General features: G+C 63.9%; 14 protein-coding genes. 9 read left to right on the top strand and 5 right to left on the bottom strand.

Annotated features, from left to right (window positions below; translation table 11 throughout):
* Window positions 1-33: 33 nt before the first annotated feature.
* From BMI01S_RS24135 to BMI01S_RS24125, 3 genes are all read right to left on the bottom strand, one after another.
* Window positions 34-1,083, bottom strand: coding sequence for a hypothetical protein (locus BMI01S_RS24135; protein WP_042290831.1), 1,050 nt, complete (start codon window positions 1,081-1,083; stop codon window positions 34-36).
* A 65-nt stretch (window positions 1,084-1,148) separates the two neighbouring features.
* Window positions 1,149-1,493 carry a hypothetical protein gene (locus tag BMI01S_RS24130; protein WP_081716141.1) on the bottom strand — a complete coding sequence of 115 codons (345 nt, stop codon included), beginning with the start codon at window positions 1,491-1,493 and terminating at the stop codon, window positions 1,149-1,151.
* Window positions 1,494-1,733: 240 nt separating this feature from the next.
* Window positions 1,734-2,909 carry an endo-1,4-beta-xylanase gene (locus BMI01S_RS24125; RefSeq protein ID WP_042290829.1) on the bottom strand — a complete coding sequence of 392 codons (1,176 nt, stop codon included), beginning with the start codon at window positions 2,907-2,909 and terminating at the stop codon, window positions 1,734-1,736.
* A gap of 155 nt (window positions 2,910-3,064) precedes the next feature.
* Here BMI01S_RS24125 and BMI01S_RS24120 point away from each other — a divergent pair, with 155 nt between their 5' ends.
* Entirely contained in the window at window positions 3,065-3,478 is a 414-nt protein-coding gene (locus tag BMI01S_RS24120; RefSeq protein ID WP_154671558.1) for a hypothetical protein, read from the top strand.
* A 66-nt stretch (window positions 3,479-3,544) separates the two neighbouring features.
* Here BMI01S_RS24120 and BMI01S_RS44065 read toward each other — a convergent pair whose 3' ends face one another.
* Complete coding sequence (locus tag BMI01S_RS44065; protein WP_238327993.1) at window positions 3,545-3,760, bottom strand: EAL domain-containing protein; 216 nt, start codon at window positions 3,758-3,760, stop codon at window positions 3,545-3,547.
* 983 nt (window positions 3,761-4,743) lie between these two features.
* Between BMI01S_RS44065 and BMI01S_RS24110 the strand changes: the two genes are divergently transcribed.
* A complete protein-coding gene (locus BMI01S_RS24110; RefSeq protein ID WP_028233148.1) occupies window positions 4,744-4,974 on the top strand; it encodes a hypothetical protein in 231 nt (76 codons plus the stop codon).
* A gap of 103 nt (window positions 4,975-5,077) precedes the next feature.
* Here the strand turns inward: BMI01S_RS24110 and BMI01S_RS24105 are convergent, their stop codons facing one another.
* Window positions 5,078-6,559: an MltF family protein gene (locus BMI01S_RS24105; protein WP_036047463.1), complete on the bottom strand. Its 1,482-nt coding sequence runs from the start codon at window positions 6,557-6,559 to the stop codon at window positions 5,078-5,080.
* Between the two features lie 1,013 nt (window positions 6,560-7,572).
* Between BMI01S_RS24105 and BMI01S_RS24100 the strand changes: the two genes are divergently transcribed.
* The 7 genes from BMI01S_RS24100 to BMI01S_RS24070 all read left to right on the top strand — a co-directional run bounded on the left by BMI01S_RS24100 (window position 7,573) and on the right by BMI01S_RS24070 (window position 13,807).
* Window positions 7,573-8,238, top strand: a complete 666-nt coding sequence (locus BMI01S_RS24100; RefSeq protein ID WP_028233150.1) for a hypothetical protein — start codon at window positions 7,573-7,575, stop codon at window positions 8,236-8,238.
* A 127-nt stretch (window positions 8,239-8,365) separates the two neighbouring features.
* Window positions 8,366-9,046: a VIT1/CCC1 transporter family protein gene (locus BMI01S_RS24095; RefSeq protein ID WP_028233151.1), complete on the top strand. Its 681-nt coding sequence runs from the start codon at window positions 8,366-8,368 to the stop codon at window positions 9,044-9,046.
* A gap of 93 nt (window positions 9,047-9,139) precedes the next feature.
* A complete protein-coding gene (locus BMI01S_RS24090) occupies window positions 9,140-10,444 on the top strand; it encodes a DUF3300 domain-containing protein (RefSeq protein ID WP_028233152.1) in 1,305 nt (434 codons plus the stop codon).
* Between the two features lie 10 nt (window positions 10,445-10,454).
* Complete coding sequence (locus tag BMI01S_RS24085; RefSeq protein ID WP_081723678.1) at window positions 10,455-11,384, top strand: DUF2950 domain-containing protein; 930 nt, start codon at window positions 10,455-10,457, stop codon at window positions 11,382-11,384.
* A gap of 45 nt (window positions 11,385-11,429) precedes the next feature.
* Window positions 11,430-11,894 carry a protein kinase gene (locus BMI01S_RS24080; RefSeq protein WP_042290825.1) on the top strand — a complete coding sequence of 155 codons (465 nt, stop codon included), beginning with the start codon at window positions 11,430-11,432 and terminating at the stop codon, window positions 11,892-11,894.
* Between the two features lie 186 nt (window positions 11,895-12,080).
* Window positions 12,081-13,004 carry a transporter gene (locus BMI01S_RS24075; protein ID WP_051381639.1) on the top strand — a complete coding sequence of 308 codons (924 nt, stop codon included), beginning with the start codon at window positions 12,081-12,083 and terminating at the stop codon, window positions 13,002-13,004.
* A gap of 41 nt (window positions 13,005-13,045) precedes the next feature.
* Window positions 13,046-13,807 carry a TerC family protein gene (locus tag BMI01S_RS24070; RefSeq protein ID WP_028213652.1) on the top strand — a complete coding sequence of 254 codons (762 nt, stop codon included), beginning with the start codon at window positions 13,046-13,048 and terminating at the stop codon, window positions 13,805-13,807.
* Window positions 13,808-13,820: the final 13 nt, after the last annotated feature.

Genomic DNA, 13,820 nt, shown 5'->3' with positions numbered 1-13,820 from the left:
CACCGGCGCGCACCGGTGCGTTGCTGCACGCTTTCAAATCGCGCGCGTTGCCGCGTCGATATGCAATCCGGCGGGCAGAAGTTCGGCGCGGGGAAAGCGGACGAGCGTGAACGCGCGCATGGTGGGCGGATCGCCCGGAACGCGCGCGACACGAAACTCGATTTCGCGGCTCGCCTGCGTGTCGTCGGTCCTCACCACGTTCATCAAATCGAGACGCACGCAGCGCTTTTCGACATAGATATGATCGGCTGGGTGGGAGAACACGTCGCAGACCCGGTCCAGTTCGAGCTCGATGACTTCCGTCGGCGCGCGAAGGGCAGCAAGTTCGCCTGCGTTCTTTTCGATTTGCGCCTGCAAATCCAGCAGTTCTTTCGAATCGGCAGCCGGTGCCGCTCCGACCACGGAGCGCATGCCCACGCCCTGGCGTTCGAGCAACTTCACGCGCGCTTCGAGAAGCTCTCGACCTTTTGCCACCAGATCGCGTCGATCGGCGGCGAGTCTGGCCAGCCCTTCTAGCGCGAGTTGATCGATCAGCCGGCGCGTCATTTCCTCACGTAGTCCGGCATCGCTAGTGCCGCAGATGGGGATGCGATGATCGGTGAAAGACAGTGTGGTCTGGGTCACGTCGTGGCGCACGGCGTCGCCTTCGAGCGCGACGCCCAGCACGTGACGCTCGAACATCGCCATCCCGAGCGTCGCGTAGGCTTGCGTCGCGTCCGGATGCTGCGCGAAATGCGCCTGCAATTCTTCCGAGCGGCTGAACGCCTTGGGTATGTCGTCGGGCGTCGCGAAGAACGTGCGGATCAACGGATCGTGAGCCCAGGCCGCCATGCTGGCCTCGTGGGGCGCAGGCAGCAGACGGATCAAATCGTCGATGTGGCCGAGGGAAACGGACATGGCGCTCCTCAGGCGCTCCTCGTAATGCCGTGCGAGTTGCAGACGGGGATGCATCGCGACTGCGCGATCCATCATCGCGTCGAGACGCGCGCTAGCGCCCCGCTTGCCGCTTCGATCGGAAGCCGCATCGTCTGAACCGGTGTTCGCGCCGGTCTTTGAGCCAAACAACCAGGTAAGCAGACCCATTGGAGACCTCGATCGAGCCGTCTTGCTCGCACTGAGCCATAGGCCATGGCGAGCGAGGATAGTCGCTACTTGACGGGTGCCATGACGTCGCAGCCGCCGTGACCGCCGCTGCCGGTGTTCTTGAACGTGAGGGTCAGTCTGCTCCCCCTGTTCGCCGTGATGATTTGCCCATAGCTAACCGTCGGAATGAACTGGATATCCGGCGCGACCGCCACGGCGGGCGTCCGCGCGCCGTCGACGGTCAGGTCGAGCTCCACCGTGACGGAGTCGACGGCAAAGCCCAGATCCTGTTTGCGGCCAGCCTGATCTTTCTTGAAGTTGCACAGACCCTCGAGAACCTGCCCGAGCGCAGTCGGGATATCGACCGGCTTGCCCGGCGGTATCGGCGGCGTGTTGCAGCCGACGATCATGAAGGGCAAGGCGCAAAGCACCACATATCGGCAGGCTCGCATCAGGTTTCCCCTGTTGGTCTGGTACGTGCAGGTGCGGCGTGCGTCCCGTTCTCTCGCCCAATCAGCGCCGGGAGGGCGCGCGCGAGCGGCGCGACACACGCTATTGCGTGAGCAGGCGGACAACTTTCTCGAAGGTTGCCACGTGTGGATGCACGGTCAATCGGACCTAGGTCCTAGGGGCAAGCATCTGGACCCATATCAAGGTCGATACGAGGCGTCGACGATCGCCCGCAGCGCGGGTTTCGGCTGCAGATCCGCGTCGAACAGCAGGGGCAGATTGGTTCGCGGCACGGGCGTCGACGTGAGCCAGGTGTGCTTGTCCGAATAGCCCCAGAGCGTAACGGCCTTGATGCTCGGCTCCTGCTCGAACAGGTCGAACAGCGCGCGATAGCGTTGCACCTGCGCGCGCAGGATGTCGCTCGGGACCGGATTGCCGAGATCCGGAAGACACGCTTTCGGATCGTGCCAGCATTCGCCCGGGTCGGAATAGAGACTCACGTCGAGTTCCGTGACCTGGTTTTCGAGTCCGAGCGCGGCGACTTCGTCGAAGGCCTGCTTGATGTTCGGCAGCGGCGGCCAGCCGACGCTGATATGCATCTGATGCCCGACGCCGTCGATCGGCACGCCCTGCGCGCGTAGATCACGTATGACCGCCAGCAGCTTCGCGCGCTTGCCCGGGTCGTCGGTGCCGTACTCGTTGATGTAGAGCTTGACGTTCGGGTCGGCCGCACGCGCGGCACGGAACGCGATTGCAATGTAGTCCTTACCGAGTGCGCGGTACCACGGACTCTCTTCGCGATAGACGTGTTGCGGATCGTCGCTGATCACTTCGTTGACGACGTCCCACGCATAGACCTTGCCGCGGAAGTGCGCGACGACGTCGGTGACATAGCGTTCAAGCCGCGCGGCGACGATATCGCGGTAGTGCGGATCGTTCGCATTGCCGGCGAAGAACCAGTCCGGCGCCTCCTTCCAGTTGGCGTTCTGGAAGTGCCATACGAGCGTGTGGCCGCGCACCGCGATGCCGTGCGCCTGAGCGAACGCGACGATCCTGTCGGCCGGTTCGAAGTTGTATTTGCCCTCGGCCACGCCGATCGTGCCTGGCTTCATCTTGTTCTCCGCTGTCAGGCTGGAGAACTGCGCGGCCAGTAGCGCAGCGTCGGCGGGACTGTCGATCGAATCGGTTTCGATCGCCGCACCGATCTTGAAGTGCGCCGCCATCACGTTTTTCAGCGGTGGCAACGGTTGCGCCAGCGCCGCCGCCTCTTGTGGAACCGGCATCTGGTTGTGCGCGCAACCAGCCGTCGAGGCGATCGCGCAGAGCGCGGCGACGGCTACCCTGATCGCACGTATGGAGGTCCGCACAGGACGCATTTCCCGTATCCCTTCAGTGGATTTCTTGTGACGGGCGATTGTGCATCATTTCCAGCGTTAACGCTAACCAACCGGTTTCGCCGTGATGAGCCGCGCGCTTGGCGGGGAGCCGGCGGTTACACTTGCATGTACATGCCGAATCCCATCGAACTTTCGTGAACCAGCGTATCCGTCCCCCTTTGCCTCCCGAATGGCCCTTCCCGCCGAGTCGCGATGTCACGGGTCGCAGCTTCGGCGATCTCGTGGCGCTCCAGTATCGCGGCGCCGGGGTGTGGCTGTGGAAGTGCCGCTGCGGGAATTACGTGAGCGCCGGGCTGGACGCGGTGGAGGGCGGCCAAACGCGCGATTGCGGCTGCCGTGCACAGCGGCGCGTGTGGCGGTCGCGTCCCGGTTCGCCTGCGCTGCGGGGCGGCGAGGTGTTCGGCCAGCTCACGACGGATCGCTACGCCGGCGACGGTCTGTGGGTTTGCCGGTGCGACTGCGGCCGCGAGGTGACGGTGAGCGCCGGGCGCCTGCGATTGGGCCAGGCGCGTTCGTGCGGCCTCTGCCCTGGCGCTTCGACCGGTTGAAGCCACCAGGGCTGGCGGTCGTTCGCGCGGCCAGCAACGCCTGCACCAGACAAACGATCGGCACAACTACATGGTGGGCAGGCTGCCTGCCTCATGCCGCGCGCGATGCTTGACGACCCAGATCACGAGTTCATCGGCCGTCATTGCCTTCGCGAAATACCAGCCCTGTCCGTACTGAACGCCTCGCTCGCGGAGCCACTCCGCCTGGGCGCCGGACTCCACGCCCTCGGCGACGATTTCCAGACCGAGCTTATGACCCATCGAAATGATGTGGGGGGCCACGACGCTCGAGGCCGTATCCTGCGCAATCGTTCCAGCGCAAGCTGAACATTTCTGTTCCAGATACCGCTGTTGTCGTGGGCGACCTCGTGATCGAATCCGCCTGCATGAGCGCCAGACACAACGAGTCCTATGACCGTAGCAGCACTGCATCGCTTTAAAGCTCCATGCTGCCCGCTATTCTTGCGCCACGTCGCTCCGACAATTCAGACAGCCCGATTTAAACAGGCATTGGCGACACACCGACGCATACAAATTCCTTACAGTGTCATTTATAGTTGACTTATCAACTTGAGTGACGGAGGGGAGATGACGACAGAGCAACGGTTAGTCGGGACGCTGGAAGCGCGACTACTGAGCGTGCTGGCGGATGGAGCGCAACGGAGCGTCGCGCAGCTGGCCGCCGCCTCGGGTGTCGCTGGCCGGCGATTAACAAACGCGCTCAGGACATTAGCGTTGCGCGGCGACCTGCATGTTTCACACCGCGACAGCCGAAGTGGCGAGCGCCATTTCAAGCGTGGCCTGGCTCCCGTCAAAGACCGAACGCCACGCACACAACGATCGACGGGCACTGCGAGAACGTCGCCCACGACGGACCCGGTCTCCGCAGCCTTTCATGCGATGGTGGCGCTCGGGAATTGCGCGAAACGCAGTGCCGCGGACGAACACGGACCCTGGACCCGACCGTCAGCAGTGCCGACTTCCCGAACCATGCTTGTCGTGCCGCTTGGCGCGGAATGACAAACGGATTGAACTGTCTCGGAAAAAAATGGGTGACTTACTTGCTTTCGAACGACAGCTACCGATTCGGCTGCGGAATGGCTGAATTGCGGCCTCCTGAAAGCAAAAAAAGCCGGATTTGAAGGCGTCGCGTGCCACACACGCGCGGCACGTGAAGAAGCGAGACATGAACCCCGCACTTGAGCTGGATTGCTTCACGAATCATGCGAAAGTGAAAAACCAGATGATGACATGGAGCGAAGACGATGCGGCAACGTAGCGAGGACCTGCTGGTGGCCATGCTGAATCTCGATGCCGAGATCAGGGCCCGCGTGGACCGCCTTGCGGAGATGGAGGGCGGCGCTGAAGACTTCCTGGTGCCGTGGCTCGACGAAGTGCGAACGGTCTTGCGAACGGACCTGGCCATGTTGAGGGGACGACGTGAAGAACACTTTCTCAGGCTGAATGGCGTGGTCACCCACCACAAAATCAGTTAGCGGGCGCGAACCGCAAGGGTCGCATTTTTGAATCCAACAGTAGCCGAGTGAGAGGGGAACTGACGAACATGGACTTTGACGCAGTAACCGGGAGCCGCTCGTCTTACTGCCGCGCCTTCGCCATCGCCCTCGATCGGCTCGCCTCGGCCTGGGTGATCAGGCGGTACGAGGTGTAATACTTGTAGATGTTGCGAACGTATGTGGTCGTCTCCATGCCGATCTTTTCACCGACGACGATCTCCACGTTGTTGAACCACTTGTTGGGATCAAGCCCCCGCTTTGCCGCCTCCTTGCGCATTCTGGCGATGTTGGCCGGGCCCGCGTTGTAGCTCGCGAAGGCGAACAGTGACCGGTCATCCTCGCTGAAATGGGCGTCGGGAAAATAGCGGGTCATTAAATGATCCATGTATTTTGCGCCGGCGTGAATGTTCGACTCCGTCACCCTGATATTGCCTACGTCCATCTGCTTGCCCGTCGCGGGCGTGATCTGCATGATGCCAATCGCGCCGGCGGGGCTTCGTGCACGCTGGTCGAGCCTCGACTCCTGGAACCCCTGTGCAGCGAGCATCAGCGGATCGAACCTGTACTGGTTACCGTACTGCCGGAAAATCGCCAGGGTCTGTTCAAAGCGCTTCAACCCGGCCGCCCTGGCGCTGTTGGAGATCTGCCTGAAGCGGCGCATGTACTGTTCGAGACGGTACTCGGCAACGCTGCGAAGATCGACGTAGTTCTTGTCGAAACCGCTGATGGCGTCCCGCAACTGTGGGCTGTTCCTGCGGATCGCCCAGCCGGTTTTACCTTCGCTTCGCACGGCAAGATCGTCGTGTACCGTGATGTTCGGCAGAACCTGCGCCCACATATCGGCCTTCCAGTTATCGACAACGAGGATCTGCAGCAGGCCTGCGTTGAGCATTTCGAGCGCATCCTCGTCTTCCAGTGCATCGGGCAGCAGCACCAGCTTGATCGGCGGCTTGCGGTTTGCGCGGAATTGTCTGTCAAGTGCGCTCAGGCTCTCGTAATAGCTCGACGAGCGGCGCACGTGCACCGTCTTGCCGGCGAGGTCATCCACCGTGGCGAGCACCGGGGACTTGGGCCCCGTCACCACCACCTCCCGCACGTCGTTACCCTCGATCTGGGCCACGAAGTCGACCAGCTTCAGCCGCTCATCGGTCACCGTGAGATTTCCCGCCGCGATGTCGCCCAGGCCAGCATTGAGGTCCGGCAGCAGCCGGTCGCGTGTGGTGGGGATCAGGACCACGGTGAGCGGGCGCTTGCCGAGACGGTCGGCGTAGGTATCGTTCACATAGCGCTCGAAATCGCGTACGAGCTCGGCCGTCAGGCCACGCTCCTGGCCTTTGTCGACGAAATAGAGCGTGCGGCTGTAGGGCACCAGCACCCGGATCCAGCGGCGCTCCAGCATGCCGTCGAAGTCGCCCCGCCAGGGTTTGTTGCTCAGGCTCAGTTGCCTCGTCGCAGGAGGACGCACAGACGCCGGCGCGGGCGGGTTGACGGTCGCAATCGCCCCGCCCAGGGCAAACGCGCACAGGAGACCCGCAACGAGATGAGCCAGGGAGCCGAAACGCATGGCAACGATCCCCTACACGACGATAGTCAGCGTGGCTCGTTGTCTGCGGCATGCCGAACAGGCAGCACGAGCATGCCAGCCGCGTGCGTCAACCTCATCGGCACCAGTGCGCCAGCGCGCGAGCCACGGCTCTGGCGGAGTGATGTCGCCGGCGCGCGGAAAGCCCGCGCTCAATGACGCCACGGGAACCAAAATGGCGTCCCCAGGCGGCCCTTTTGCCCAGCGCTTGTTACCCAGTCATTGAACTGATTATGGTACCCCCGGAAGCCGGAATCCAGCGCCGGAACACATCGAACCCTGAGGCCACCGTGCTGATCGGCGCCACGGCCCGGGCAGCGGTCGCGCTTGCGCAACGTCTGTTCGGGCAGCGCGAACGGTTCAGCGGCGCATCGATCACCGGGGACGGGTGATGGAGAAGATGAAAGCGGCTTCGCTCGCCGAGCTGGTACGCATGCTTGTCGCCAGTTGTCTCGATACGCCTGAGCTTCGTCCGTGATGGCGGCGCGAAGCGTCGCGGGCAAAGGCCTCGGTACAGGCCGTTGAACTGGCAACCATCGGACGAAGGTCCGGTACCCTGGGCGACCGAGAGGGCAAGCGGTGCTTGAGGTTGCTCGTGGCGGCAATGGAACAGAGCGTCGGCCGTTGCGATAAGTACCTACCCTGGGGACGTCGAGTCTTACAAATAGCCTTCATCAGTCCGGCCGACTTGATTGCTGCGCAACAGACCGAGCTGTTGTCGATCAACGTAAGCATAGACAAAGCGCAACGGGTCACTACTGCAAACCACTATCGAAACGGCAGCGGCGATGTATCGGACGAAAGTCCGATATCGCCTTTGGCTCCGCATGCTTAACCTGATCCCTGAAATCGCGCCGTGCAGGCGGTCACGGTGTCACGCGACTCGTCGCGTTGCCGGGGACGCTCGCCGGCCATATCGCGCACCGCGCGTATGCCACGTCACATTGCCCCGAATGCCCCGCGGGGGCGGGGGGACGCAGTCATGGGAAAGCGAGATGAAAGAGAGCGACGGTATCGATTCAACGGAATGTCGGGAGATCATCCGCCGGCGGGCCTTCGAGCTTGCGGACAGCGGAATCTTCGACGACTGGGAAGCCATCAGGCGTGCGCTGTGTTCACGATTTCACGACGCGCATCTGCACGAAATCTTTGCAAGCCCATTCTGCCGGATCGATATCGACCAGCGCTGCCGAACGGCTCGTACTAGTGGATCGCGTGCCAGTGCCACGCCCGAGGGGAATGGCAACCGCGAAGGCGTCAAAGCGCATCTGGCGGTCCGGGCGAAACGGGTGCCGCCTCGCCCGATGGACACTCGCAGGCAAAGGCGACGCAGCATCCCGGCGGAGCACAGCCAGTCGCAGGGACTTGCCGGGGCGATTGCTGCGCTGCTGGCCGGCGACCGGGAGCTGACGGCGCCGCAGATGGCGCAGGAACTGGGCGCCGGGCAGCGCGAGGTGCAGCGGGCGTTGCGGGAATTGCTGGCGAATCACGAGGTGCGCATCGCTCGACGCACGCCGCGTTCCGCGGGTGGTCGCCCAGCGCGCATATTCGCGCTGGGCATGGACGGTGACGCCAGTGTCGCGGCCAGCGCCGCTTCCTGCTGGCCGAAAGCGGATCCGGTGGTGCTCCGCGCCATGGATGCCATCGCGCGCCGCGAGTGACGCGGCGCGCCGCATCCGAAGTCGTCGCGAACGATGTGAGCTGCCGGCCTTCGATGTCTGTTCGTACCGGCGCTCCACGCGGGTATGTCGAGCAAGGTCTGCCTTGTCTATCCTGAGTCGAGGCCATATGAGCACTCTCACACCAGCCGGACACGCCGAACCCGAACAGCGCACGCCGATTCTCAATACTGTCGATCGCGTCTGCGAGCTGTGTTTTGGGCTCTTCATGGCACTGACGTTCGTCGGCGCCGTCAAGGCAGTCACCGCGGGCGTCGACGAAGGGTACAAGATGTTCTTCGCCGCGCTCGGATGCAATCTCGCATGGGGCCTTGCCGACGCCGTGATGTATCTCGTGCGCACGCTCGCCGATCGGGGGCAGCGTCTGAAACTCGCGCAGACCGTGAAGCGCGAGCAGGACCAGGCGGCCGCCGTGCGGGCCTTGCGCGACGCCTTGCCCGAGAAGCTCGAGCCGCTCGTCGAAGACGCCGATCTCGAGCGGATCCGGGCACGCCTCGCGACTGCCGCGACGCTGCCGCCTCGGGCCACTCTTGGACGCGATGACTTCGTCGGCGCGCTGGGCATCTTTTTGCTGGTCGTTCTGGGAACCTTCCCGGTCGCGCTGCCGTTTCTGGTCATCAAGGATGTGACGACGGCACTCATCGCCTCGCGCGTGCTGACCCTGGCAATACTTTTCGTCGCGGGCTGCGCGCTGGGGCGCTACACCGGGGCAGGGGCGATGAAGGCGGGCTTTGCCATGATCGCGCTCGGCGTTCTGCTGACGATGGCGATCATTGCGCTGGGCGGGTAGGCGGTGCGGGCCGCGCTACGGCCCATGCGGCGTGCTTCGCCGCTGGAGGGGGGACATCGTTGCGCGCGTCGACATCCGCCGCACGGAGGGGACATGACCAACTGGAAACAACGATGGATGAAGTCCGCGCTCGTGTGGGTCACCATGCTGGTGGCGGCGCCTGTCTTTGCCGATAGTAGTCCTGATGGCCCGGCTCCCTACAAGCCGGAGCAGATCGAGGCGCTGGTCGCGCCGATCGCGCTCTATCCCGACTCGGTTCTGGCCCAGGTTCTGATGGCGTCCACGTACCCGCTCGAAGTCGTCTATGCGGCGCGCTGGGTGAAGGCGCACCCGGACATAAAGGGCGATGCCGCCGTGCAGGCCGTTCAGGATCAGACCTGGGACACGAGCGTGAAGTCGCTGGTGGCGTTCCCCCAGGTGCTGGAGCCGATGTACGACAAGCTGGACTGGACACAGAAGCTCGGCGACGCGTTCCTCGCCCAGCAAAAGGACGTGTTCGCCGCGGTGCAGAGGCTGCGGGCGCGGGCGCAGGAGTCGGGCAACCTGAAGTCGAACGAGCAGCAGAACGTGGTCGTCGAACAGGCACCCGCTGGCGGCGGGCAGACCATCGTGAAGATCGAGCCCGCCAATCCGCAGGTGATCTATGTGCCCGCCTACGACCCGACCGTGGTGTATGGCGGTTGGGGTTATCCGGCCTATCCGCCTTATTACTGGCCGCCGTATCCCGCCTACTACCCCGGCTACTATCCGGGCGCGGGGCTCGCCTTCGGCGTCGGCCTGCTTGCTGCCGGAGCGATCTTCGCGGACTGCAATTCGTGCTGGGGCGGAGACGACGTCAACATCAACTCGGACAGGGCCCGGAACGTCGACCGCAACTTCGACCGTTCGAAGCTCAAGAACGGAGAGCGGGGCGGCGGCCGCTGGCAACACGATGCAGGCCATCGACAGGGCGTCGCCTACCGCGACAACGCCACGCGCGACAAGTTCGCCGGCGCACCCGGGGCCGACAGGCGGTCCCAGTATCGCGGGCGCACGGCCGAGGCGGGCAACCGCATGGCCACGGCCGACCGGCCGGGAGCGGGCAACGGGGCTGGGAACATGGACGTTAGCGGCGCAGGCAATCGCGCGTCGGTGGCGGACCGATCCGCGGGCGGCCTGGGCAGTCGCAGTTCCATCGGCGATGCGAACCGCGTCAATAGCGGCAATCGCGCGAGCTATGGCGGCGGATACGGTGGGGGCGGCGGGCGCGACGGCGCGTTCTCGGGCGTCGGGGGTAGCGGCAGCGCCTCGCAGCGCAATTTCGATCGGGGCAGCCGAAGCATGCAGGGCTCTGGCTTTAACCGGTCCGCGGGCGGAGGCGGCATGCGCGGCGGCGGTGGACGCGGTGGCAGGCGCTAGGGAGCGAACCATGAACATTCGTCCACGAGACATGCAAAAGTGGCTCACGCTGATGTTCGCGAACGTCGCGGCGGTCGTCGCGCTGTCGGTCGCGACGGTGCCGCTCGCGCACGCGCAGAAGAACTTCAGCTCGCCCGAGGCTGCGATGAACGCGTTCGGCGACGCCGTCGTCAAGGACCGCGAGGACGCGTTGCGCACGATCTTCGGCAACGACTTTCGCGAGCTGATCCCACCCTTCGGCGCCCCGGTGCGGGATACGTTCATCGCCGAGTGGGCAAAGTCCCATGCCGTCGAGCCAGGCGAGCCCGGGCGTGCGCACATCGTCGTGGGCGACGATGGCTGGACGTTCCCGGTTCCGCTCGTCAAGAGCGAGCAGGGATGGCACTTCGATACGCGGGCTGGCGCCCGGGAAATACGCTTGCGGCGCATCGGCCGCAACGAGCTGGCCGTCATCCAGGCGATGCTCGCGATCTTCGACGCGCAGCGCGAATACGCGCAGACCAATCACGACGGTGCCGGCGTGCTCGCCTACGCCTCGAAGCTGGTGAGTTCGCCCGGCAAGCAAGACGGCCTGTACTGGCCAAGCGGGCCCGACGAGACGGCGAGCCCGCTCGGCGCGGCCTTCGTCGATGCGAGTTCGCGCAATGCACAGAACGCCGGTTATTACGGGTACCGCTTCAAGCTGCTGGAGTCACAGGGACCCAACGCGCCCGGCGGCGCCTACGACTACGTCGTGAAGGGCAAGCTCTTTGGCGGCTTCGCGGTGATCGGCTGGCCGGTCAAGTACGGCGATACGGGCATCAAGACGTTCATGGTGAGCCATTCGGGTCAGGTTTATGAGCGCGACCTCGGGCCGGACAGTGCAGCGAAAGCGCAGGCCATGAAATCGTTCGACCCCGGGCCGGGCTGGAGCAAGGTGCCCGATCGCGATCGCGAGTGACGCTCGCATGCCATGCGGGCCGTTCGGTTTTCATCGAGGTCAATCATGAATAGCCGCCTGTCGAGGCCGTGCGCGGTTGCCGTCGTGCTCGGTGTTGCCTTTCATGGGGCATACGCGAAGACCGAAGCCTGCCATCCCGCCACGGAGAAGCAGATTGCCTCACTGTTCGATCGCTGGAACGATTCGCTGAAAACCGGCGACCCGGCGAAGGTCGTCGCGAACTATGCGCGGCGCTCGATCTTGCTGCCGACCGTATCGAACAAGCCGCGTTTGAGCGTCGAGGAAAAGGAGGACTATTTCAAGCATTTCCTTGAACACAAACCCGTCGGCACGATCGACTTCCGCTTTGTCATGATCGAATGCAACACGGCCATCGACGCGGGACTGTACTCGTTCAAGTACGCCGACGGCACCGTGGTCAAGGCGCGCTATACGTTCACCTATGGCTGGAATGGGCACACCTGGCTGATCACCAGCCACCATTCGTCGAAGATGCCGGAAGGGGATTGAACAGGACTCGAAATCGAAAGGAACGCTTCGTCGAAAGAGCGCGGGCGAGACCGATCATTGGCAGTCCGACCAAAGACCTGTTCAGCCGTGAACGCGGCGCTGCTACGGTGTCGTGTGACCTTGCGGGCGCGCCGTCCAGGCGCGCCCATGTGCCGGGCATCAGCCGGCGTATCGGATCGAACCGCGATGAGCAGACGAACGGCTCACTGGCGTTGTGTCTGGTTCTGCGTCGCTGTCTTGCTCTGGCGGGCAAATGCCCTGCACGCGCAAGAGCTGGAGCCGCGGACGTATTCCGCTTCGCCCGTTGGCACGAACTTCGTCATCGCAGGTTACGCGCATGTGAGCGGCGACGTGCTCACCGACCCGTCCTTGCCGATATCGGGCGTGAGCGCGCGAATCGGTACCTACGTGATCGGCTACGTGCGCACGTTCGCACTCGCAAACCGCACGGCATCGATAGGCTTCGCGCAGCCCTTCATGAGCGGCAATATGAGCGGGCTCGTCATTGGCGCGCCCACGGAGATTCATCGCGCAGGCATCGGCGACATGCAACTGCGTTTCGCGCTGAACCTGATCGGCAATCCCGCGCTTTCCCCGGAGGCGTTCGCACAGGCGAAACCCGTCACTTCGCTCGGCGCGAGCCTGACCGTGCAGGCGCCGACGGGCCAATACGTTCCGTCGCATCTCGTGAACATCGGCAACAACCGTTGGGCGTTCAAGCCGGAGATCGGCTTGTCGCAACCTTGGGGCGACTGGTTTTTCGAGGTTTCGGCCGGCGCCTGGTTCTTCACGAACAACGGGGACTTTTTCAACGGTCATATCAGACACCAGGCCCCGCTCATCGTCACACAGTTGCATGGCGGCTACACTTTTCGGCCGGGGTTCTGGCTCGCCGTCGATGCCGGCTATGCCCAGGGGGGCGCCACCAGCGTGAATGACGGGCCGGCCGGCACCGGCCAGGCCAATGCGCGCGGGGGCGTGACGCTCGCGGTCCCGCTGGGCCACGGCTGGTCTGCGAAGCTCGCCTATTCGCGCGGCTTCGTTACCCGTGCCGCAGGCAACTATCAGATCGTCACGGTCGCGGTTCAATATCGCTGGTTCGATCACTGAGGTTCGATCACTGAGGTTCGATCATTGAGGCAATGGTGAACATGGACAATCTTCTTGCTCTCGCCACAGACCCGGCCGCATGGGCCGCACTGGTGACACTCGTCACCATGGAAGTGGTGCTCGGTATCGACAACCTCGTGTTCATTTCCATCGTCACCAACAAACTGCCGCCAACGCATCGCTATAAGGCGCAGCGGATCGGCATCGCGCTCGCCCTCGTGTTGCGTCTTGCCTTGCTCGGCACGGTGGCGTGGATCACGCGCTTGACCGAGCCCGCGCTTTCGCTCTTCGGCCATGCGTTTTCGTGGCGTGACCTCGTTCTGCTGAGCGGTGGGCTCTTTCTCGTGTGGAAGGCGACGACGGAGATTCACCACAACGTCACGGGCGATGTGCACGAACTCGCGGACGAGACAGTGTCGGCCGCGCACACCATGCTGACGCCTCGGGCCGCGATCGCCCAGATCCTGATGCTCGATCTCGTGTTCTCCATCGATAGCATCGTCACCGCCGTGGGCATGACCAGTCATGTGGCGATCATGTACATTGCCGTGATCGTGGCGGTTGCCGCAATGCTGGTCGCGGCGGCCCCGCTATCGCGCTTCATCGAACAAAACCCCACCATCGTCATGCTCGCGCTCAGCTTCCTGCTGGTGATCGGCATGACGCTGATCGCGGAGGGCTTCGGCTCGCATGTTCCGAAGGGCTACATCTATGCGGCGATGGCGTTCTCGGCCTTCGTCGAAGGCATGAACATGCTGGCCCGGCGGGCGCGGCTGCACCGGCGCCAGAGGCGGGCGGGGTAGTTCCCGGCATGCG

The sequence above is a fragment of the Paraburkholderia mimosarum LMG 23256 = NBRC 106338 genome, from assembly GCF_000739815.1.
In the GTDB taxonomy this organism is placed as follows: domain Bacteria; phylum Pseudomonadota; class Gammaproteobacteria; order Burkholderiales; family Burkholderiaceae; genus Paraburkholderia; species Paraburkholderia mimosarum.
This window is presented reverse-complemented; position numbering and strand designations above follow the sequence as displayed.

Bases quoted from the DNA above. Each gene is read 5' to 3' on its own strand.
- BMI01S_RS24105 (WP_036047463.1), bottom strand. From the start codon at position 6,559: ATGCGTTTCGGCTCCCTGGCTCATCTCGTTGCGGGTCTCCTGTGCGCG.
- BMI01S_RS24085 (WP_081723678.1), top strand. From the start codon at position 10,455: ATGAACATTCGTCCACGAGACATGCAAAAGTGGCTCACGCTGATGTTC.
- BMI01S_RS24110 (WP_028233148.1), top strand. From the start codon at position 4,744: ATGCGGCAACGTAGCGAGGACCTGCTGGTGGCCATGCTGAATCTCGAT.
- BMI01S_RS24070 (WP_028213652.1), top strand. From the start codon at position 13,046: ATGGACAATCTTCTTGCTCTCGCCACAGACCCGGCCGCATGGGCCGCA.
- BMI01S_RS24125 (WP_042290829.1), bottom strand. From the start codon at position 2,909: ATGCGTCCTGTGCGGACCTCCATACGTGCGATCAGGGTAGCCGTCGCC.
- BMI01S_RS24090 (WP_028233152.1), top strand. From the start codon at position 9,140: ATGACCAACTGGAAACAACGATGGATGAAGTCCGCGCTCGTGTGGGTC.
- BMI01S_RS24130 (WP_081716141.1), bottom strand. From the start codon at position 1,493: ATGATCGTCGGCTGCAACACGCCGCCGATACCGCCGGGCAAGCCGGTC.
- BMI01S_RS24135 (WP_042290831.1), bottom strand. From the start codon at position 1,083: ATGGGTCTGCTTACCTGGTTGTTTGGCTCAAAGACCGGCGCGAACACC.
- BMI01S_RS24080 (WP_042290825.1), top strand. From the start codon at position 11,430: ATGAATAGCCGCCTGTCGAGGCCGTGCGCGGTTGCCGTCGTGCTCGGT.
- BMI01S_RS24100 (WP_028233150.1), top strand. From the start codon at position 7,573: ATGAAAGAGAGCGACGGTATCGATTCAACGGAATGTCGGGAGATCATC.
- BMI01S_RS24095 (WP_028233151.1), top strand. From the start codon at position 8,366: ATGAGCACTCTCACACCAGCCGGACACGCCGAACCCGAACAGCGCACG.
- BMI01S_RS24075 (WP_051381639.1), top strand. From the start codon at position 12,081: ATGAGCAGACGAACGGCTCACTGGCGTTGTGTCTGGTTCTGCGTCGCT.